Here is a 21,772-nt window from a genome sequence, read left to right on the forward strand (position 1 = left end):
AAACACATGAAATTTTCAGATATTAAACTCGTACTGTTAATCGGAATAATTGCTTTGTTCTGCATGCAGCATACCCTTAAAACATACAGCACAGATTACGGAGAAGTAGCTGAACAGTACAAAAAGCCAATACAATACTGGCAAAAACCTTCAATAGATGCAGGTATTGACTGGAAGGAATTTGAAGTAATAGAATGGGATTCCAATTATTATGAAACACAGGAACTTCCAGAAGTAATGCTAGGGAAAAAGCTTTTCTTTGATCCTAAACTATCATCATCAAGCCAAGTTTCCTGCAGCAGCTGTCATAATCCCGAATTAGGTTGGGGCGACGGACAGGAGGTTGCTTTGGGTAATGATCATTTACAGGGAAAAAGAAATACACAATCGCTTTATAATATTGCAGACAGAACATCTTATTTCTGGGACGGAAGAGCAAAAACACTGGAAGAACAACTTGTAGGACCTATTTCCGCTCACAATGAAATGAATATGAAACCGGAAAAACTTGCCGGAAAGCTTTCAAAATATAAAGAATACAAACAGCTTTTTAAAGAAGTTTACCACACTGATAAAATTACTTTTGACAAAATTGCCAGTGCAATTGTTACTTTTCAAAAAACGATCAAAAGCCAGCCTAGTAAGCTTGATAAATTCATCAAAGGTGATTATAAAGCAATGAGTGACAAGGAAATTTATGGGATGCATCTGTTCCGAACCAAAGCAAGATGTATGAACTGTCATTACGGGAAATATCTTACGGATGAATCATTCCACAACATAGGTCTCACCTACTACAAACGTGAATATGAAGATCTTGGGCTTTACCATATTACCAAAAAGTCCGGTGATGTGGGTAAATTCAAAACCCCATCGTTGAGAGATCTTACTTATACCGCTCCATGGATGCACAACGGATTGATGGATGATCTTCATGGCGTTGTCAACTTGTACAACAGCGGTATGCAGATGATCAACCCAAGCCCTGAAGAAAAGAAAGCAGATCCTAATTTTCCAGTAACAGATGAAAGGATGAAGCCTTTACAACTCAATAATCAGGAAATAGATGCTATTGTAGCTTTTCTGAAAAGTATGTCAGGAAGCTATTATAAAATGCCGCGTCCTGAAATTCCAAGACAATAGTTATAAGGCTGAAAGCTGGAAGAGGGAGACGGGAATTTACTATAATTCTGATAAGTTTTAAATGTCATTTTAAGGTATTGTTAACCTTAATTTAACACTTAAAGCACCTATGAAATTGAAGCATAGTTACAACCTTAATTTCAATAACTTACCTCTTCCATACTTCAGCTTACTTATTTATCAAAACTTGAAACCTATACTGAAATATATTCTTGAAAAATCAAGCTGATTATTTCTTGAAATATTAAGACTGATAGGACCCAGTAAAGATTCATAACCTAAGTTCACTCCATATCCAAACATATCAAAACTGTCATTAAACGGCGAAAACTCTTCACTTACCTTTCCATAGCTGAAAGATGGTGTCAGATATAACCTTTTCATGATTCTGTATTGAAGAGATACACCCGCCTTTGCCACGGAATTCATTGGAAGTTCTTTTTGGCGAAGCCCGTTGAATTCAGGGTTTAATAAGTCATAATTGTACTCACTTCCCCCAAGATTATACTTTTGGTTCAGGAAAAAATAAGGAACCGAATCTTCTCTCACCGACCCAAAACTTGTTCCCAGAAAAAGATTAGCCTTTGCCGCAAGTCTTCTGGTGATTGGATAAGCAAAATTTTCATTTAAAGTAAAAGATACCAGATTTTTAGGAATAAAATAATAAGAATCTTTCGGATTTAATATAGGATACAACTGAGGCTGAACTGTCTCCAGATCATATAATTCGTACTGATCTCCGTAGTAAAACCTTGTGCTTACCTGCAAATGATTGCCTTTGGTAAAGAAGTATCTTTTATTGAGGCTATTTTGTTCAAACTTTATAAATGTATTGAAATTACTGTGGTTATAAAGCTTTTTACTGTAGTTGTCTATTTTTGCCTGATCCACTTTATCCAGTAAACTGTACATTCTTTCCGCACTGAATTCTGTTCCTACAGAGATAAAAGCATTCGGATTGATATTGTAATTTAAAGCAACTTTTCCTGTTATATTTCTGTACATATGATTGGGAAATCTCGTATTATAATCTCCGTCCTCGTAACTAAATATTCTAAAAGTCAGGTCATTACTTTTAAGATGAACCATTTTTGCTTCAAGATCTACCCACCAGTGATCACCACTTCCTAAAAATCCCTGATAAGCCAGACGTGCCTTAAAACGTTCTGAAATATCGATCGTAGCAAGAAATCTGGATCTGTTGGCAAGAATATTTCTGTAAGTATAATTTACAATGATTCCCACAGACTGTTCTGTATCGTAATGTAATGCCAGTTTGAAAGCTCCCTTCTTTGCTTTTTTAACGAAAATATTCATGGTAAGAGCATCTCCCGTATTCGTATAAGTGTAATATACTTTTTCATATTGGCGCATTCCAAACACCCTGTCTATCGCTTCATTCACTGTTTTTACATCATAATACTTTCCTTCCGTTAACCCTAATTCTCGTTTGATTACAGCAACTTCAACCTCATCTGTAAGCGGTGTTCCATCTTCTTCATTAAAGGTAAATTTTGTGGTCGGCAGCTTCACCTCTTCAATCATTTCATGCTCATACTTAATCCCTAATTTTCTTTGCGCTTCTGCTAAAGCTACAAATTCAGGAAGGTGTTTTCTTGCTTCTGTCTCACCGATTTTTATAATCTTTCTGAACCTTGCAAAATCTTTTGTTGTAATATCCCCCAGAGGATCAACAAAATCTACGAGAATATTGGATAAAGCCTTCTGATGTTTAAAATCCTCTACAGAACGTATGGCATGGGTCTGATAGATCATTTTCATAGGATTCTCGATCTCTTTTTTAGTAAAAAGCCTAAATCCTGTATAACCTCCAATAACAAAATCTGCTCCCATCTGACGAACCTCATTCGCAGGATAATTACGATCCAAACCTCCGTCTACCAATAGTTTCCCATCAATATAAACCGGAGCAAAAGCCGCAGGAATAGCAAGTGTAGAACGAATAGCCAATGGTAAAGAACCTTTTTTCTGCATAACCAGCCCTCCATTTTCAATATCCGAAGAAGTAAGCTCTACCGGAATTCTTAATTGGCTGAAATCATTAATATGTTTGGCATTAAAAGTGAGCGTATTTAAAACTTCACCCATGTACTGTCCTTCAATATAAGAGCTTGGAAGCGTTGGAACTCCCTTTACTACAGGAAACTCAAGGATATATTTATCATACTCATCCTTTTCACTGATGTTGACTTTACTGTAAGGAATTTTATTGCTTAGAATCCTGTTCCAGTCTACTTTATAGATGGTTTTCTTGAGCTGGTCAGCGTTATATCCCATGGCATATAAACCACCCAAAATACCCCCCATACTCGTTCCGGTAATATAATCCACCTTGATTCCCAGAGAATCGATCATTTTCAAAATACCAATATGAGCAAAGCCTTTCGCACCTCCTCCACTTAAAGCTAAACCAAACTTAGTATCCTTTGAAACATTCTGAAGTCTGATCTGGAGAGAGTCATTTACTTGCTGAGATTTGAGAAAAAAAGAGGAAATAATGGTTACAAATATCAGAAGCTTTTTCATGGGACAACCAGTTTAAGAGTGTGGAATTTTACAGTAAATATACAATTATACCACAAAAGCTGACAAAAAATCTCATCTATTTGTCTATTTAAGAAGAACTTAAAAATACAATTCCATACAAATTTAAAATCTGCGAAATCAGAAAGATCTAAGGGAAAAATCTATGAAAATTTAATAAGACTTTACGCTTTCCACGAAGTTAACATCCGGGTTCAGGATTTCAAGAATAAGGTTTTTTACAGCCTTCATCGCATCATCAATATTTCCTTTGTCAAACTGAAGAGAAACCATTCCCTTTTTAGCATCAGCAAAGCTCCAGATTCCCGTTTCGATAGGATATCCCCAGAACTCAGGAAGATGTTGCACCACATAATGATAAATACAGAGCTGTAAAGCCTGTTTTCTGTCACTGTTATGGAAATATTCTGCAACATTGTCCTCATCAATTTTCACTGTCAGATTTTTAATTTTGGCAGTTTTATAATCGATGATTCGTAAAGTTCCATTTAGCTTATCAATTCTGTCGATGAATCCCATGAATGAAATTTTATCATTTCCTTCAAGGTAAAATTCTATGTTTTCGAACCTTCTTTCAATATCAACAATCTCTAAAGTATTTCCTTGTTTTATCAGTTCAAGATCATGATTAAGGACATTTTCAATTACCTTTTTCGCAATGGCTTTATGGATGTAATTCATCCCCTTCTCGTAGAATTCCGGTTGATGTTTAAGCTTTTCAATCGCTATATTTATATATTCATCTATCGCTTTAATTGATTTTACTAAATCGCTTTCTTTTAAAACCTTACCTTTAAGCATCTCATAAACTTCTTGAAGTGAATAATGCACCAGGTTCCCATAGTTTTTCACCGATAACTCTTCTTCAATTTCGTCCGTTTCCGAAGTGTTCAGAATCTTTGATAAGTAAAAATCTATCGGATTATAAAGGTAGCTTGTAAGATGCGAAGCCGAGACTTTTCCTTTCCATTTCTGAAGACGCTCCTTTACAATTTCCGTCTTGGAAATTTCTATAGGTTTAGTCATAATAGGTTCCGAAGAATTCTCAATGATCAGATGCTCAATCTCATGGGAACTCTCCATTTCAATCTGAGTAATGAAACGGCTTTTTTCTCCCGTATTCACCCCGGAACTTAATGCATTGTACAGCAAATGAACATTCTGCGCATCCTGAATCAGCCGGTAAAAGTGATAGGCATAAATACTATCATTTTCCAGGAAAGTATGAAGATCAAAAAACCTCCTGATATCAAAAGGAATATAAGTATTCTGTGAATTTCCCAACGGCAGCTTCCCTTCGTTCACGGAAAGCAGAATAACGTTTTCAAAGTTCAGCAAACGCGTTTCCAGCAACCCCATGATCTGCAATCCTCGCAGTGGCTCTCCCTGAAAATCTATACTCTCGGAATTGATATGCTGATTGATAAGAATTTCCAGCGTCTCCATTTTGATCTCAATATTGTAAGGCGTCAACTGGTTTTTAATGATTCTGAAAGCATTTTCAAAGTGGGAAACATTTTCATACTGAATATCGTCTATTTCCAGCCATTTTACCTGATGACAGAAAGAAATCAGTATATCCAGATAAGCATTTGTGCTTACAGCCTTCTGCAAAAGTCCGAAATAAGACAGCTCACTCAGCAGTTCATTCAGAAGCTTTTTAGAAATATAAACAATATTCCTCTCCTCTATTTTCGCTTTAAAATCATTGATGATCAGTTCATCTTTAGCAGACTTCGGAAGCTCTTCCAGAATCGGGAATATATCTCTGTAGTAATAGGATGTTTTATTCTTTTCAAGTTGTTTCTGCAAATAAAACAGTCGTTTTACCGCATTGGAAAAAGACAGATTTTTAAGCGGAAAACCCATCGTGATATTCAGGTTTTCTACGCCGTGCATCACATCAAGACTTGCGGGCAGAAGATTTTCATCCAACAGAACAACAGCAGTATTGGAAAAAGTTTTGTTATTAATTTCCTTAAAAATTTCCGGTAGTACTTTGGTTTGCGTTACATTTCCGGAAACTTCATAGACTTTAATCTTTTTGGGTTGGTTAAAATCATCCTCAATCCATTCAAAAACCCTGTTATCATCAAATTCCTTCCATGTTTTATGATTTCTGAGAAACTTTCCTGCTTCCTGTCTTTCATCATTAAAATAATAACGATCCGCCTGAAAGAAACATTGTGCTTTATTCCACTGTAAAAGATTTCTTACGAGTTTTTCTTCCACCGGCGTAAAGGCATTAAATCCGCAGAAAACAAATTGTTCCGGGGTACTCCTTGCAAAATCCGAGATCCCGGCTTTAGCAGCCTCGTGAATCATTCCTGACGTAGCCCAATTCTTTTCCTGCAATCTGCTTTTCAGTTCAGGAAGAAAAACGTTCATGTTTTGCCAGAAATTAAGAAACTTCTTTCTCGGAACATCATCATCTTCGCCAAGATCCTGAGCCCATTCTTTAATCCTTTCCTCATCAAACATATACTGTAAAACCGCAACATCACTATCGGAGAATTTAAGAATATCATCCCAATCCTTTTGTAATGTTGGAAACCATTTCAAAAAATCCGAAAAATCATCTCTGGGAATTAAATTCAAACTTCGGTATACATCAAATGAAAAAAGCCACAACGGAATACCCTGAATTACCTGTTTATCAGCAATTTTATTAATCAACTCCTCGATCGTAAAGAAATTCGGCAATAGCCCCGAATAATTGTTTTCCTCCAGAATCTGTCTGATAAATACAATCGGACGTTTTCCCGGCAGGATAATATTAAACGCAGAAAGATCCGGGTTTTGCGCTAAAAGTTCGTGAATGATCTTATTGAGGAATTTCAAAGGGCTTGGTAGCTTTTAAGGTTTTCTAGTTCTGTGGAAATAGCAGCGTTGTATTCTGCCTGTTTTTCTTTGTCCATCCCATGACGGGTGTCTTTGTCATAGGACATCTGGAAGTTTTTATATTGATTGGAAATATCGTTATAAATTGATTTAAATAACCTGTCGTAATCTCCGGAAGTTCTTACTTTTTCATCAATAGCTTTTCTGAATTTCCTTACAAAAAGCTCTGCAATGTCAAAGTGCTTCTGTTCATGCAAAAGAATATAATCGTTGATTTTTTTTACATCCTTCCATGATTTTTCTTCGTGAAAAACGGTTTTAATTTCAATTTTCACAGGAGACTTTGGGTTCGAAGATTTTACTACGGAATATTCCCAACCGCAATTCGTGTAAGCGGCAACATCAGGATTATTCCTTCTGTTCACAGAGCTTTTAAAATTACTCCAATCCAGTTTTTGCCCTTCCTGCCAGAAAATTTTCTGTCCGAACATAATATTGGCAGTCAGTAAACACAATACAGTAATCAGTTTCATTATTTTACTACAATGGTTTTTGTGATCCAGTTATTTCCTCCATTCCAGAATTTAAAAGTATATTTTCCTTTCTGTCTTGGGCTGAAATTAATCTGATTCGCTCCAGTATAGCTGTTTTGTGCACAAGGACCGTTGGTAATGTATTTGTAGGCAGTAACAGTTCTCTCAAGATTGTTGTTATAAATATAATCATATCCATAAAAACCCTGACATTGAGATGGATATGTGGAATACGTTTTTATACTCTGAAGTGCAAAAACATCCATGGTATCATTTACAATTTTCACACTGTCTATTTTGATCTTATCAATGGATTCAATGGTCTCGTAATCATCGTCGTTACAAGAAACCATTACTAAGCCAAACAATACTGTTGCAAATCCAATATTTAAAAGTTTTTTCATAACCTACAATTTTGTGATTATTAATAAACAATTAGCAAAAATTATTCCCTAATCAGTGTAAATTAGGAATTAAAATTACCTTTTGATACATAGACTACTTTCTTAGTATCAAAAAATTCTCCATCAAAATAGTGTTTTAGGTTAAAAATTTCACATTTAAGTCCGGCAAGCTCTTCTGCAAGATCTCCACCTTTTAAATATAAAATTCCGTTATGTTTAGGATTAAACTGTTCTTTTTCAAATTTTCCTTTCAGCCATCTTAGGAATTCCGGCATCTGAGTAACGGCTCTGCTGACGATAAAGTGGAACTTTTCTTTCAGTTTTTCTGCTCTTCCATGAATCGCAGTTACATTTTTCAATCCAACCCCTTCTGATACAGCCTGTACTACGCTGATTTTCTTTCCAATGGAATCAATCAGGGTAAACTGTGTTTCAGGGAAAAGGATCGCTAAAGGAATTCCAGGAAAACCTCCTCCCGTTCCGATATCCAATACTTTTGTTCCCGGAGCAAATTCCATCACTTTTGCAATTCCCAAAGAGTGAAGAATATGTTTTTCATACAATGATTCCATATCTTTTCTGGAAATCACGTTGATCTTTTCATTCCATTCATTGTACAGTGTTTCCAGTTTTGCAAACTGTTCTATCTGTGTTTCTGTAAGATCCGGAAAGTATTTTAATAGTAACGATGTAGACATGTGAATTATTATAATCTGCAAAAATAAGTTTTTATTAGCTTTATTCAAACTTTCAGGAAGAGTATATCAAAAAATAGTACGGTATCTTTTTAATGGGTACTTTCTCTTTCTATAGGATTATTCCCTTTTTTAAGCATTCTGGCTATTTCTGCATCATTATTTCCTTTTCCTGCTTTTTTTATTTGGTCTAGATCCAACTGAGCAATATAGCCGTCTTTCAGCTGTATTCCCATCTTTCCTGCTTTTGAATCTACGTTCATACTTTCAATATCTTCAGGACTAAAAACATCATTTTTCAAAAGTTTTTTATACTCCTGCTCAGTTATTTTTTTGCTGTTTTTAGGAACTAAAGAGAACATTTCATTTACTTTTTTCACCTGAATCAAATTAAAAATATGATCATCTTCTGAATCTCTTACTCTCACAATCAAACCCGGAAGTCCATTGAATTTATAAGGTCCATCATTCACCGGATAGTCTTTAGAAAACCATGCTTCCCATTCTCTTCCTTTGTATTTAGCAGTAGCTTTTTGGCAATTTATATCATTAATTTTAAGAAATTCTTTGTGAATGACCCATTTTGGCGACTCATGATCTGTAAGGACAAGGTTTGCCGTTTTAAATTTATCGTATAAGTTTGTTTCTTTCTTTGCGTAATCTTTTTCAAGGATATAATTGAGATTCCTGTCATAGTTTTTACTTTTAAAAAGGGCTGCAAGATCTTTATTCACCTGATAAGCAGAATCTCTCTCATATTTTACAGCATTATAAAAATAGGACTTTTTACCGTCTGTATCCAGATTCATATAATCTGTGACTTCAGCATATTTATTCTCAATGTCAGGCTTCATTTTGTATTCGTACACAAAGCGGTAATTCTGAGCAGAAACAGTAGCTGCGAATGCCAGAAATAAAATTTGAAACTTTTTTTTCATAGGATTAGTTTTATAATCAATACGATTTCAGCAATAATGGCGGAGCTAAAACAATATTAAATCCAAATATAGTGAATCCTTTGAAACCTGATAAAAATCTTTAAACTAGCCCCGTTTTTATTTCATCTGCAAGACGTTTTTATTATATATTTGTTAAAATTCAAAAAAAAATACATGGATAAACTTTCGGACAGAGTAAAAAGATTAGGATACTCACAGACTTTTGTAATGTCTAATAAAGCCAGAGAAATGAAAGCCAGCGGAATAGACGTGATCAGCTTAACTCTTGGTGAACCGGATTTCGATGTACCGGATAATATCAAACAGGCAGCTTTCGATGCCATTAATGAAAACTACAGCCACTACTCTCCTGTTCCGGGATTCCTTGAACTGCGCGAGGCGATTGCTTATAAATTAAAAAGAGACAACAATCTTGAATATAAACCAACACAAATTTGTGTTTCCAATGGTGCTAAACAGGCTATTTTAAATGTTCTGGCAGCGATTATCAATGATGGCGACGAGGTTTTATTACCTGCTCCTTATTGGGTAAGCTATGATGAAATGGTAAAAATGATGGGCGGAAATTCTGTAATGCTTCCTACTTCGTATGTTACTGATTTCAAAGTTACAGCGGAACAACTTGAAGAAGCTATTACAGATAAGACAAAAGCAATCCTTTTCAGTTCTCCATGTAATCCTTCCGGGGGATATTATACTTATGACGAATTGAAATCTATTGCAAAAGTAGTGGCAAAATACCCTCATGTAACAATCATTTCAGATGAGATCTATGAATTCATCAATTATGAGACGAAAACAACTTCCATCGCTCAGTTTCCTGAGGTTTACGAACAGACTGCCGTAATCAACGGGATGTCAAAAGCCTTTGCCATGACAGGATGGAGAATCGGATACTCCGCATGTCCTGAGTGGCTGGCAAAAGCTTGTGAAAAAGTACAGGGACAGATGACAAGCGGTGCCAACACCGTAGCTCAGAGAGCTTCTATCACTGCATTAAAGACAGATCCTTCAGAATACAGATATATGATTGATGCTTTCAAGAAAAGAAGAGATCTTGTGTATGAATTAATCCAGGAAATTCCAGGGTTCAAAGTACTGCTTCCAAAAGCTGCATTTTATTTCTTCCCGGACATCTCACATTACATTGGAAAAACATTGAACGGAACAGAAATTAAAAATTCTGATGACTTCGCAATGTTCTTGTTAGAAAATGCTCACGTAGGATGTGTAGGTGGTTTTTCATTCGGTAGCCCGGAATGTATCAGATTCTCTTATGCTGCTTCTGAAGAAGATTTAAGAAAGGCTATGAAACGAATCAAGGATTTATTAGACCAATTTAATTAAGAATTAAAAAACGGTAAATAAAACACAACCATTACAATGAATTTGTTAAAAAAACTAACAATCGCTACAAGTATTGCCGCAGCAAGTTTTGCAGGTCATGCTTTCGGACAGGATTTCCAATGGAAAGAGGCTACTGCCAATGGATATAAGTACAAATACGTGACTAACGATCCTACTTCTGCAAGATACTACACGTTGAAAAACGGATTAACGGTTATTTTAAGCCCAACCAGCAAAGAACCGAGAATTCAGACCTATATTGCAACAAAAGCAGGAAGTAAAACAGATCCGGCAGACCATACAGGTCTTGCTCACTATTTAGAGCATATGCTTTTCAAAGGAACTACACAGTTTGGTTCTAAAGACTGGGCAAAAGAAAAACCACTTTTAGATCAGATTGATGCTCTTTATGAAAAATACAATCAGACAAAAGACGAGGCTAAAAGAAAGGAAATCTATAAAGAAATCGACAGGGTTTCCGGAGAAGCTGCCAAATTTGCAATCGCCAACGAATATGATAAGATGATGGCTGGAATGGGAGCTGACGGATCAAATGCCTTCACTTCTTTCGAGCAGACTGTTTATACGGAAGATATTCCTTCTAACGTGGTAGACAAGTTCCTTGCTTTACAGTCAGAAAGATTCAGAGAGCCGATCCTTAGACTTTTCCACACTGAGCTTGAAGCTGTATATGAAGAAAAGAACAGAACACTGGATGATGACGGAGACAAAGTTTTTGATATGATGTTTGCTAATCTTTTTCCTAATAACAATTATGGAAAACAAACTACAATCGGAACAATTGAACACCTGAAAAACCCTTCTCTACACGCAATCAGAGAATATTATAACAATTATTATGTTCCCAACAACATGGGAATCATTATGTCCGGAGACTTCAATCCGGATGAAGTAATTGCCAAAATCGATAAGGCTTTTTCTTATATGAAGTCAAAACCTGTTCCTGAATACAAAGTAGGACAGGAAAACCCTATTGCTTCACCCGTAATTAAAGAAGTTGTAGGACCAGATGCCGAAAGTGTAATGCTTGGCTTCAGATTCCCGGGAGCATCAACAAAAGATGCAAGACTGCTTAACTTTGTAGGAAGCATGCTTACCAACGGACAAGCTGGATTAATCGATCTAGATCTGGTAAAAAGACAAAAACTACTTGGTGCTTTTGCTTTTCCTTATGCTTTAAAAGATTATTCCGTATTACTTTTACAGGGAAAACCTACAGAAGGACAATCTTTGGATGAAGTGAAAAATCTTCTTCTTCAGGAGATCGATAAATTAAGAAAAGGAGAATTTTCCGATGATCTGATTCAATCTATTGTAAATAACGAAAAGAAGAATACCATTCAAAAGGATGAAAAATACTCATCAAGAGCAAGCATCTTAATGGATGAATTCACATCAGAAGTAGATCATAAAGCAAACCTTGAATACATCGAAGAAATTTCCAGTCTTACTAAAAAAGACATTATGGAATTCGCAGCGAAATATCTTCAAAATAACAATTACGTAGCTGTTTATAAGAAAAAAGGCGAAGACAAGAGCATTGTAAAAGTAGATAAGCCTACTATAACACCTGTTTCCGTAAACAGAGAAGACCAATCTTCTTTCCTTAAGAAAATTGACGAAATGCCTGAAAAAGCAATTGCTCCGGTATGGCTAAACTACGACAAGGATATTGCTAAAACTCAACTAGGCGAGGTAAATGTGCTTTCTGTAAAAAATACAGACAACGCACTATTCAGAATGTATTATCATTTTGATTCAGGGAAATGGAACAACAAGATGCTTCCTTTAGCAGCAGAATACCTGCAATATCTTGGAACTAATAATAAGTCGTCTGAAACCATCAGTAGAGAATTCTACAAACTAGCTTCAAGTTTCAATGTAAGCGCAGGAAACGAGGAAACATACGTATCTCTTGAAGGTTTGAATGAAAACTTTGATAAAACAATTGCTCTATTTGAAGATTTGATTAAAAACTGTAAAGCAGATCAAGGAGCATTAGACGCTTACAAAGCCCGATTGAAGAAAGCAAGAGCGAATGCAAAACAGAACAAAGCTACAATTATGGCAGGGTTAAGAAGTTACGCTCAATACGGCGCACAAAACCCATTCAACAATGTATTGAGCGATGCTGAGCTTGACGCATTGAAAGCTGAAGACTTAACTAAAATCCTTCACGACCTGTTTAATTTTAAGCATAAAGTACTTTATTACGGTCCGAAAACAGGTGCTGAAACAGTAGCTTCTTTAAAACCTATTCATAAAATTTCTGCTGCTCTTAAAGATCTCCCACAAACAAAAACATTTGTACAGATCCCAACAGATAAGAACAAAGTATTATTCGCTCATTACGATATGGTACAGGCTGAAATCTTCTGGGCAAGAAACTCTGAACAGTACAACTCAACGATTACGCCTACGGTAAACTTATTCAATAATTATTTCGGTGGCGGAATGGGTTCTATTGTTTTCCAGACCATCAGAGAATCTAAAGCATTGGCATATTCTACTTATTCTTATTTTGCGCTTCCAAGCAAGAAAGCTGACAAGAATACCATTATGGCATATGTAGGTACACAAGCTGACAAATTCAATGAGTCTACAACAGCGATGAATGAGCTTCTGACTACCCTTCCAAAGTCTGAACAGCTATTTGAAACAGCAAAAAGCGGATTGAAAAAAACTATCGCTTCTGAAAGAATTTCTCAGGACGGTATTATTTTCTCTTATCTGAAAGCACAAAGGCTTGGAAACAATACAGATATAAGAAAGAATGTCTATGAACAAGCTCCAAAGCTATCTTTTGCAGACATCAATACTTTCCACGATAATGAAATGAAAAACAAAAATTATACGTATTGTATTGTTGCGTCACAAGACAAAGTAAATGAATCAGATATGCAGAAATTAGGCGAGGTAAAAAAACTCAATTTGACTGAAATATTTGGTTATTAAAATAAAGAAAAGCCCTGGTTTCAGGGCTTTTTTACTTAACAGCATATCAAAAACAATTATAGATTTTATTTATCAATATTCATTTGTTCGATAGATAAAACTTCTCTATATTTGCATCAGAAATTTAAATATAAAAACAAAAAATTATGTCTTTAGTAGGAAAAAAATTCCCGAATTTAACAATCGACGCAATGTCTGAAATGGGTGACGATTTAAGAATCAACATCCTTGAAGAAGCTACAACTAACCAACAAAAAGTTCTTTTGTTCTGGTACCCTAAAGATTTCACTTTCGTATGCCCTACTGAGCTTCACGCTTTCCAGGAGGCTTTAGGTGAGTTCGAAAAAAGAAACACTAAAGTAATCGGAGCATCTTGCGATACAAACGAAGTACACTTCGCATGGTTAAACACTCCAAAAGATAACGGAGGTATCGAAGGAGTAACTTACCCACTTTTAGCTGATACTCACAGACAATTAGCAAACACTTTAGGAATTGTAGATCAGGATTTCGAATACAATGAAGATGGAGAAGAAATTTTCACTGGTTCTAACGTAACTTACAGAGCTACTTACCTTATCGACGAAACTGGAAAAATCTTCCACGAAGCGGTAAACGATATGCCTCTAGGTAGAAACGTAAAAGAATTCTTAAGACTAATCGACGCTTACACTCACGTTCAAAAACACGGTGAAGTATGTCCTGCAAACTGGGAAGAAGGTAAAGACGCAATGAAAGCAGACAGAACTTCTACAGCAGAATACTTAGCTAAGAACTAATATAATGTGTTAATCTGAAAATGAGATAATTTGAAAATTAATCTCTGGATGATCTAAAATTATCTCATTTTCTTTTTACCATTAGCACATTTTCAAATTATCTCATTTTCAAATTATTATTATGTACACAGAATTAACCGAAGATACATTACAAAATATAGTAAACGACAACGAAAAAGTAGTTGTTCAGTATGGTGCAACATGGTGCGGAAACTGCAGAATCATGAAGCCAAAATTCAAAAAATTAGCAGCTGAGAATGATTCTATTCCTTTCTTATATGTAGATGCTGAAAAACTTCCTGAAAGCAGAAAATTAGCAAAAGTGGACAACCTACCAACTTTCGCAATCTTCAAAAACGGTGAATTGGTAAATCAGGTTCAGTCTAACCAGGCAGAAAGTTTAATTAACCTTTTTAACGAGCTAGCATAATGAAATTACCAGTAATCAGACAATTCTATCAGAATCAGACTCCTGAAAACCTAGAAAAAACATTAGAAGTTCTTGAAAGCTTCTGCGAATTCAGAGGAACAAGTGAAGAGGATTTAAATGTTGCAGGAGAGCTTATTACCAACATCTGCGGAGCTTTAGAAGTTCATGCTAATGTGCAAAACGGAATGAGCGAAAAAGATGCCCTAAATTCTTTCGCACAGAAGGTTTTAGGATCCATTGATAAGTAGTTTTTATCATTTAATATTCTATAAAAACACAAAAGATCTGAGGTTTTTCCTCAACACTACACTTCCCTCTTCTTTAGCCAATACTCTACTTTTTATCTGAAATAATTCTTCAATCCTTTTGAAGTGATATTGAGTATTGAATAGTTAAAGAATACCCAATAAAATCCCGATGAAATGTCATCAGGATTTTTTGGATTCACAGCGTAATTAAACACGAATTTCACTAATATTATTGCACGAATAACACAAATACCAACTACAGCAATTGTGTCATTTGTGTTTGAAGCATTTATTACATCCTCATTGTCATCCTGACGAAAGAAGAATCTCAAACTCAGATTAGGTTCTTCATTCCACTTCGTTGCTTTCAGAATGACATTCTACAATACTTCGGGATTATATTTACAATCCTCATTAAACACGAATTTCACTAATTCCTTGCACTAATAGTACAAATATCAACTACAGCAATTGCGTCATCTGTGAAAACATTTGTGGTAAAAAAATCTGCTCTATCCGCAAAATTTGGGAGAGAAATTAAAAACATTCACCAAATTAAATCTGATCCCAAATAAAAAAATCCTGATGAAAAACTCACCAGGACTATTATTTAAATTCAATTGGATAATCAAATTAACTTCTTCTGCTCATCAGAATATTCAGGATATACCAGAATAAAAGCATGATAGAAGCAAAAAGCTGTAATGCAGCACCTACATACTGATTAGTTCCATAAGAATCTTTCAGTTTACTTGTCTGATATAAAATTGTAGCTGAAGCGAGAATAACCATCCCTACAGAGAACCATAGCCCAAGGTTAAAACCGAATGCCATACCACCCACGATCAATCCGATCGAAATAAAACCACCGATTACTATAATATTTCTTAAAAAAGAAAAATCTCTCTTTGAAGTAAAAGCAACTCCGGAAATCCCTGCAAACATGGCAACTGTTAAAGTAGCAGCCTGAAAGATCACATTAGCCCCACCTGCCATATTAGCAGCAATATAAAGCAATGGCATAAAAATGATCGCTTCCAGTAAAATATAGAATCCTAATCCTAAATATTGAGTTGTTTTACTTTGTGAAAGTGACCATTTAGAAGCTAAAATAGACGCCAACCAAAAAACCCCGATGATTAATAACCAAGTAAGTCTCCCTTGAAACATCATTGCAATAATTTCTACAGGCACCGTTTTCAGTAAAATAGTTTCAACTCCAATAAATGCAAGAATCGATAATGCTACATGCAAATACGTTTTCTTGTAAAAATTTGCCTTTTCTACCTCAGTAGAATGAGCAACTAAAACATCTGTCATCATAGTTAATATTTTTTTATTTAATTCGAAATAAAATTATTTTTCTTTCGCAGCAGGCATCACTCCAAGGATTTTACCATCATCATCAAACACCGCACTCGCCACTTCTTCTGAAGAATCACCTGCATATTTATACTTGATATTCGGATGGCTTACTCCGTCCATTGTAACATAATATCCTACTTTCAAAACCTCAAGTTTTTTGGTAGAATCAATTCCGTTCTTCACTTTTGCGAGAACGTCATCCGTAGCAATCTTTCTTATTTTATCGGAAAGAAGAGCATCTGCCGTTTTACGGTCTGAAGATTGTAAAGCTTTGATAAATTTCTGGAAGTTAATGTCATAGAAATTTACCTTATCCTTACTTATAGTAGCCGGAAGTTCTTTCTTTTGATTATTCTGAACCTCCACTCCCACTACTTTTTGGGCAAAGATCAACTGCCCGCCAATAATCGCCAGCCCTAAAAATAATTTTTTCATACTATTCATTTTGTTATTTGGTGAAATAGGTCATGGAAGATACGAAAATCAGACCACTTCCAAAAACTTCATCGTATCCACATTATCTGCATAGGTATCAAGCCCCGGATTCTGAGCCTCACCGAATGCAATTGAATTCAATCCCAGCTCATCTTTAGCCACCACACACTGAATATTTTCCTCGTTTTCAGCAATAAAGCTTTTCACATCTTCCAAAGATTCATATCGACTGAAATTAATTACAGAAAGGGGGCTGAATAGTTTATCATCTTCTTTCAGCATCACAAAATTATTATCCCAGAATTTTTCCTGATTCAGAAGATAAACAGCTCTGTTATAATCATAATTATTAGCATATTTATTATGATTGATAATATCCTGGAACCCTAGGAAGCTTTCAAACAATCTATCGATTACAAAATCCTGAGGAATAAAGATCCTTGTCACGTTTCTGCATCCCAAACCGAAGTACTGGAAAATATCTTTTGCTAAAAGCTGGAGCTCAGCCTCAGTTTCATCACCTTTTAAAACCGCAACAGAAGTTCTGTTTTTACGGATAATGCTTAAGTGATTTTTAAAATAATATTCAAGATATCTTGCGGTATTATTACTTCCTGTCGCAATAACCGCATCAAAGTTTTCTAATTTTTCTACAAATTCAAACGGCACTTGATCATCAGAAAACTCTTTCCACTTCTTTAATAAAAACGGAATCAGATATTTATCTTTTGAAGAAAGCTTAATCACTGGAATATGATTACTTAAAATCACAGAAATAGCATCATGAAATCCTACTAAAGGAATATTTCCGGCTAAAATTAACCCTACTCTTTTTGAAATTTTAGAAATAGAATAATTTCCAAGCCAGTTTTTGATGTTTTCTTCGGTAAGCAGATCTGCCCATTGCTGCAAAGCAATTTTCTGATTATCAACTGTAAACCATGGATTCTCTATTTCTGATCTTTTTAATAATAATTCAATATTAGCATCATCTTCATTGTAATCCTCTGATTTCTTCGCTAAAAACGCTTTTATATAATCACTTAATTTAATAAGTCCTAAAACTTGATTTTCGGTATTCATAATTACTTTAAAATTGGGGAATATTTTGTAATTTTGTGCAAATTTAAAAAAAATTAGCGATGGCTATTAAAATAACTGATGAATGCATTAACTGTGGGGCTTGCGAACCGGAATGTCCAAACAATGCAATATATGAAGGAGCTGTAGATTGGAAGGCTTCTGACGGAACTTCCCTTCAAGGGACTATTACAATGCCTTCAGGACTTACTGTAGATGCAGATTCAGCACAGGAACCTGTAAGTGATGATGTTTATTTCATTGTAACTGATAAATGTACAGAATGTAAAGGTTTCCATGAGGAACCGCAGTGTGCAGCTGTATGCCCGGTAGATTGCTGTGTTCCTGATGAGGATCATGTGGAATCTGAAGAGGCTCTGCTTAGCAAAAAAGCATTCCTACACGGCGAATAAAAAATTCCGTCTCATCATCTGTGAGGCGGCTTTTTTTAACCAAAAATCAAATAAAACTAAAAATTAAGCTAAGGAATACAATTCCAACGCAACCAAAAAATATAAAATATGAACAAAAAGCACAACTTCAGCGCAGGACCATGTATCTTACCTCAAGAGGTATTCGAAAAATCAGCACAGGCGATTTTAGATTTTAACGGTATCGGATTATCTCTTCTTGAAATTTCTCACAGAAGCAAGGATTTTGTTGCCGTAATGGACGAAGCGCGTGCTATTGTAAAAAGGTTGATGAACCTTGGTGATGACTATGAGGTTCTTTATTTAGGAAGCGGTGCGAGCATGCAGTTTGCAATGGTTCCTTACAATCTGATGAAAGTAGGCGGAAAAGCAGCTTACCTGGATACCGGAACATGGGCAGCAGGAGCTATTAAAGAAGCTAAAAAACTAGGAACAGTAGATGTGGTAGGTTCTTCAAAAGATGAAAACTACTCTTTCATTCCTAAAGGCTATACCGTAGGTTCAGAATACGATTATTTCCACTGTACTTCCAACAATACCATCTATGGGACTCAAATGAAATCATTTCCGGAAGTAGATACTTTAATGGTATGTGATATGAGTTCAGATATTTTTTCAAGACAGCTTGATTTTTCAAAATTTGATTTAATCTATGCCGGAGCGCAGAAAAATATGGGACCGGCAGGAGTAACTTTAGTAGTAATCAAAAAAGAAATCCTTGGAAAAACCGGAAGAGAAAACATGCTATCTATGCTGGATTACTCTCAACACATTTCTAAAGAATCTATGTATAATACTCCACCTGTATTTCCTATCTACGCTTCCCTATTGACCCTTCAGTATCTTGAAAACAATGGTGGAATAGCGGCTGCAGAACAAAGAAACGAAGCAAAAGCAAAACTTTTATACGATGAAATTGATAGCAACCCGCTATTCGAAACATTCTGTGTAAAAGAAGACCGTTCATTGATGAATGTTTCTTTCAAAATTACCGATGAAAGCAAGAAGGAGGAATTTGACTATGCATGGAAAGCAGCTGGTATCAGTGGATTAAACGGACACAGAAGCCTTGGCGGATACAGAGCAAGCTTGTACAACGCTTTACCTATTGAAAGCGTACAGGTATTGGTAGATGTAATGAAATCTATCAAATAATTTAAGCATTAAAAAATTCAAAGATTGAAAGATTTAAAAGCAGTTAATTTAAATTTATTAATTTGCGCCCCAGTTTTAAAATTTTGAAATATTTAAACCTTTCAATCTTTAAATCCAATAACACATGAAAGTTTTAGCAAACGATGGAATCTCAAAAGCAGGAGAACGGGTACTAAAAGAAGCCGGAATTGAAATTCTGGACAATAGAGTTGCCCAAGATCACGTTATTAATTTTATAAACGATAATAATGTAGACGTTCTTCTTGTAAGAAGTGCAACAAAAGTAAGACAGGAATTGATAGATGCATGTCCGGGACTTAAAATCATAGGTCGTGGCGGTATCGGGATGGACAACATTGATGTAGAATATGCAAAAAGCAAAGGGATAAAAGTAATCAATACCCCTACTGCATCTTCAAAATCTGTGGCAGAATTAGTTTTCGGACATTTCTTTTCATTAGCAAGATTCCTGCACGAATCGAACAGACTGATGCCTTTGGAAGGAGAAACCCATTTCAATGCCATGAAAAAATCATTCAGTAATGCGTATGAACTTTCAGGAAAAACATTAGGAGTAATCGGATTTGGAAGCATTGGACAGGAAGTTGTAAAAATAGGAATTGCTTTAGGAATGAAAGTACAGGTTCTGACAAGAAGTCCAAAAACAGAAGTTCTTACCTTGAATTTCTTTAACGGACAGTCTTTAGACTTTGAAATCACTTCGACCAATGACATGGACGCATTCCTTAAAGAAGCAGACTTCATCAGTATCAATACTCCGAAAACGAATGAATATATTATAGATACACCACAATTTGAAAAAATGAAAGATGGGGTCTATATTGTGAATACTGCAAGAGGCGGTGTAATCAATGAAGTAACATTGATTGACTTTATTGAATCCGGAAAAGTAGCAGGAGCCGCATTGGACGTTTTTGAAAATGAACCTACTCCGGAACTTCCGTTACTTATGAATCCTGCATTATCACTTTCTCCACATGTAGGAGGAAATACAGTAGATGCGCAAGAGAAAATCGGTATCGAACTTGCAGAACAAATTATTAAGCTACAAAAAGAAACTATAAGATAAACATGCCTATTTTTAAACCTTTCCGTGGAATAAGACCTCACAGAGATTTTGAGGATACTTTCCCTACCCATCCACTGGATAATTTTACCCAGGAAGAAATAGCAGAAAAAGCTCAAGTTGAAAATACTTACATCAACATGATAAAACCATATGTTGTAAGTAAATCCAAAGATGTAGATCGAAACCTGAGGAAAATCCGTTCCACATTTGAAGAACTTATGGAGGAGAAGAAATTGGTTCAGGATAATTCTGCGTATTATCTGTATGAGCAGATATACCCCAATAAACAAATATTCAGAGGGCTTCTAGGTCTTGCCAGTATTGAAGATTTCTGGAGTGGAAAAATCAAAAGACACGAAAGTACTATTCCGCAGAAAAAAGAAAAGCTGGCTCACTATCTTGAGAAAGTAAGCCTTCAGGCAGAACCTGTTTTACTTACTTATCCTGCCAACTCAAAAATTGAGTTGCTGATGAACCATGAGGAAAAAAACGTTCCTATCTTTAACCATGTAGACAATTTAGGAATCAGACATAAGATCTGGAGAATAGATAATCGTTTAAAACTACAGCAGTTTAAAGAAGTAATCGATCAGATTGACTCATTCTACATCGCTGACGGGCACCACAGGATTGGTTCAACAGCATTAAACGCAAAAAAACTTAAGGAGAAAAATAAAAGACACAACGGTACTGAGCTTTACAACTTTGTATATAGCTTTATCGTTTCCAACCAATCTATTAAAATCCACGACTATAACAGAATCTTACACGATCTGAACGGTCTATCCAGCGAACAATTCCTGAAGGAGCTAGAACAGTATTTCCTGATTCACGAAAAAGGAGAAACACCCTACTTCCCTTCTCAGAAATTCCATATTTCAATGTATCTGGATGGTAAATTCTATTCACTCCATGTGAAGCACGATCTTCGTTCCAGAGAAATGTCTTTAGATAATCTGGATCACCATTTATTAGATAAATATATTTTTAAAGGTATTTTAAAAATCGAAGATCCGGATAGCTCTGACTTAATTTCTTATGTAAAAGGCACTTCCAACATCAACGGAATCAATATTATAAAAGAAAAAATTGACAGTGGAGAAGGAAAAGCAGGCTTTGGAATTTATCCTGTAAGTTTTAATGATATGATTAAAATTTCAGATTTAAAATTAAGCATGCCTCCAAAATGTACATTTATTGAGCCAAAATTGATTACAGCACTGTTAATGTACGACATGAAACCTTAATAAATTCCTAATTTTTCCCTATTTTTAACAGCGGAAAAAGAAAGGTAAA

At 35.4% G+C, this 21,772-nt stretch carries 19 protein-coding genes; 10 read left to right on the forward strand and 9 right to left on the reverse strand.

The window, feature by feature from the left end:
* Positions 1–6 precede the first annotated feature (6 nt).
* Positions 7–1,143, forward strand: a complete 1,137-nt coding sequence (locus BBI01_RS10940) for a cytochrome-c peroxidase (protein ID WP_065394690.1) — start codon at positions 7–9, stop codon at positions 1,141–1,143.
* Between the two features lie 180 nt (positions 1,144–1,323).
* Here BBI01_RS10940 and BBI01_RS10945 read toward each other — a convergent pair whose 3' ends face one another.
* From BBI01_RS10945 to BBI01_RS10970, 6 genes are all read right to left on the reverse strand, one after another.
* Positions 1,324–3,690 carry a patatin-like phospholipase family protein gene (locus tag BBI01_RS10945; protein ID WP_065394691.1) on the reverse strand — a complete coding sequence of 789 codons (2,367 nt, stop codon included), beginning with the start codon at positions 3,688–3,690 and terminating at the stop codon, positions 1,324–1,326.
* A gap of 171 nt (positions 3,691–3,861) precedes the next feature.
* Positions 3,862–6,549, reverse strand: a complete 2,688-nt coding sequence (locus BBI01_RS10950) for a PD-(D/E)XK nuclease family protein (protein WP_065394692.1) — start codon at positions 6,547–6,549, stop codon at positions 3,862–3,864.
* The gene (locus BBI01_RS10955) at positions 6,546–7,082 is read right to left on the reverse strand and encodes a DUF922 domain-containing protein (RefSeq protein ID WP_065394693.1); all 537 of its coding nucleotides are present in this window, start codon (positions 7,080–7,082) and stop codon (positions 6,546–6,548) included. Before BBI01_RS10955 ends, BBI01_RS10950 begins: the two co-directional genes overlap by 4 nt.
* Positions 7,082–7,486: a hypothetical protein gene (locus BBI01_RS10960; RefSeq protein WP_065394694.1), complete on the reverse strand. Its 405-nt coding sequence runs from the start codon at positions 7,484–7,486 to the stop codon at positions 7,082–7,084. Before BBI01_RS10960 ends, BBI01_RS10955 begins: the two co-directional genes overlap by 1 nt.
* Positions 7,487–7,548: 62 nt before the next feature.
* Complete coding sequence (gene rsmG, locus BBI01_RS10965) at positions 7,549–8,184, reverse strand: 16S rRNA (guanine(527)-N(7))-methyltransferase RsmG (RefSeq protein ID WP_065394695.1); 636 nt, start codon at positions 8,182–8,184, stop codon at positions 7,549–7,551.
* Between the two features lie 89 nt (positions 8,185–8,273).
* A complete protein-coding gene (locus BBI01_RS10970) occupies positions 8,274–9,119 on the reverse strand; it encodes a GLPGLI family protein (RefSeq protein WP_065394696.1) in 846 nt (281 codons plus the stop codon).
* 174 nt (positions 9,120–9,293) lie between these two features.
* Between BBI01_RS10970 and BBI01_RS10975 the strand changes: the two genes are divergently transcribed.
* From BBI01_RS10975 to BBI01_RS10995, 5 genes are all read left to right on the forward strand, one after another.
* On the forward strand, positions 9,294–10,487 hold the full coding sequence (locus BBI01_RS10975) for a pyridoxal phosphate-dependent aminotransferase (RefSeq protein ID WP_065394697.1): 1,194 nt from the start codon (positions 9,294–9,296) through the stop codon (positions 10,485–10,487).
* A gap of 36 nt (positions 10,488–10,523) precedes the next feature.
* Positions 10,524–13,463, forward strand: a complete 2,940-nt coding sequence (locus BBI01_RS10980; RefSeq protein ID WP_065394698.1) for a M16 family metallopeptidase — start codon at positions 10,524–10,526, stop codon at positions 13,461–13,463.
* 146 nt (positions 13,464–13,609) lie between these two features.
* The gene (locus tag BBI01_RS10985) at positions 13,610–14,242 is read left to right on the forward strand and encodes a peroxiredoxin (protein ID WP_065394699.1); all 633 of its coding nucleotides are present in this window, start codon (positions 13,610–13,612) and stop codon (positions 14,240–14,242) included.
* Positions 14,243–14,363: 121 nt separating this feature from the next.
* Positions 14,364–14,672 (forward strand): thioredoxin family protein, encoded by a 309-nt coding sequence (locus BBI01_RS10990; protein WP_002980001.1) that lies wholly within the window; start codon positions 14,364–14,366, stop codon positions 14,670–14,672.
* A complete protein-coding gene (locus BBI01_RS10995; RefSeq protein ID WP_002980002.1) occupies positions 14,672–14,920 on the forward strand; it encodes a DUF6952 family protein in 249 nt (82 codons plus the stop codon). Before BBI01_RS10990 ends, BBI01_RS10995 begins: the two co-directional genes overlap by 1 nt.
* A 633-nt stretch (positions 14,921–15,553) precedes the next feature.
* On the opposite strand, the gene BBI01_RS11000 is transcribed toward BBI01_RS10995, so the two are convergent.
* The 3 genes from BBI01_RS11000 to BBI01_RS11010 are packed head-to-tail and all read right to left on the reverse strand — an operon-like array spanning position 15,554 to position 17,803.
* On the reverse strand, positions 15,554–16,243 hold the full coding sequence (locus tag BBI01_RS11000; RefSeq protein ID WP_065394700.1) for a Bax inhibitor-1/YccA family protein: 690 nt from the start codon (positions 16,241–16,243) through the stop codon (positions 15,554–15,556).
* 33 nt (positions 16,244–16,276) lie between these two features.
* Positions 16,277–16,720 (reverse strand): peptidylprolyl isomerase, encoded by a 444-nt coding sequence (locus tag BBI01_RS11005; protein WP_228393983.1) that lies wholly within the window; start codon positions 16,718–16,720, stop codon positions 16,277–16,279.
* 48 nt (positions 16,721–16,768) lie between these two features.
* Positions 16,769–17,803 carry an acyl-CoA reductase gene (locus BBI01_RS11010; RefSeq protein WP_065394702.1) on the reverse strand — a complete coding sequence of 345 codons (1,035 nt, stop codon included), beginning with the start codon at positions 17,801–17,803 and terminating at the stop codon, positions 16,769–16,771.
* Between the two features lie 59 nt (positions 17,804–17,862).
* On the opposite strand from BBI01_RS11010, the gene BBI01_RS11015 reads away from it, so the two are divergent.
* The 4 genes from BBI01_RS11015 (at position 17,863) to BBI01_RS11030 (ending at position 21,723) form a co-directional block, all read left to right on the forward strand.
* Positions 17,863–18,213, forward strand: coding sequence for a 4Fe-4S binding protein (locus BBI01_RS11015; RefSeq protein ID WP_065394703.1), 351 nt, complete (start codon positions 17,863–17,865; stop codon positions 18,211–18,213).
* Positions 18,214–18,321: 108 nt separating this feature from the next.
* Positions 18,322–19,386, forward strand: coding sequence for a 3-phosphoserine/phosphohydroxythreonine transaminase (gene serC, locus BBI01_RS11020; RefSeq protein WP_065394704.1), 1,065 nt, complete (start codon positions 18,322–18,324; stop codon positions 19,384–19,386).
* 124 nt (positions 19,387–19,510) lie between these two features.
* Complete coding sequence (locus BBI01_RS11025) at positions 19,511–20,476, forward strand: D-2-hydroxyacid dehydrogenase (RefSeq protein WP_065394705.1); 966 nt, start codon at positions 19,511–19,513, stop codon at positions 20,474–20,476.
* Positions 20,477–20,478: 2 nt separating this feature from the next.
* On the forward strand, positions 20,479–21,723 hold the full coding sequence (locus BBI01_RS11030; protein WP_065394706.1) for a DUF1015 domain-containing protein: 1,245 nt from the start codon (positions 20,479–20,481) through the stop codon (positions 21,721–21,723).
* Positions 21,724–21,772 lie beyond the last annotated feature (49 nt).

Origin of the sequence: Chryseobacterium artocarpi (genome assembly GCF_001684975.1) — a bacterium.
Lineage (GTDB): Bacteria > Bacteroidota > Bacteroidia > Flavobacteriales > Weeksellaceae > Chryseobacterium > Chryseobacterium artocarpi.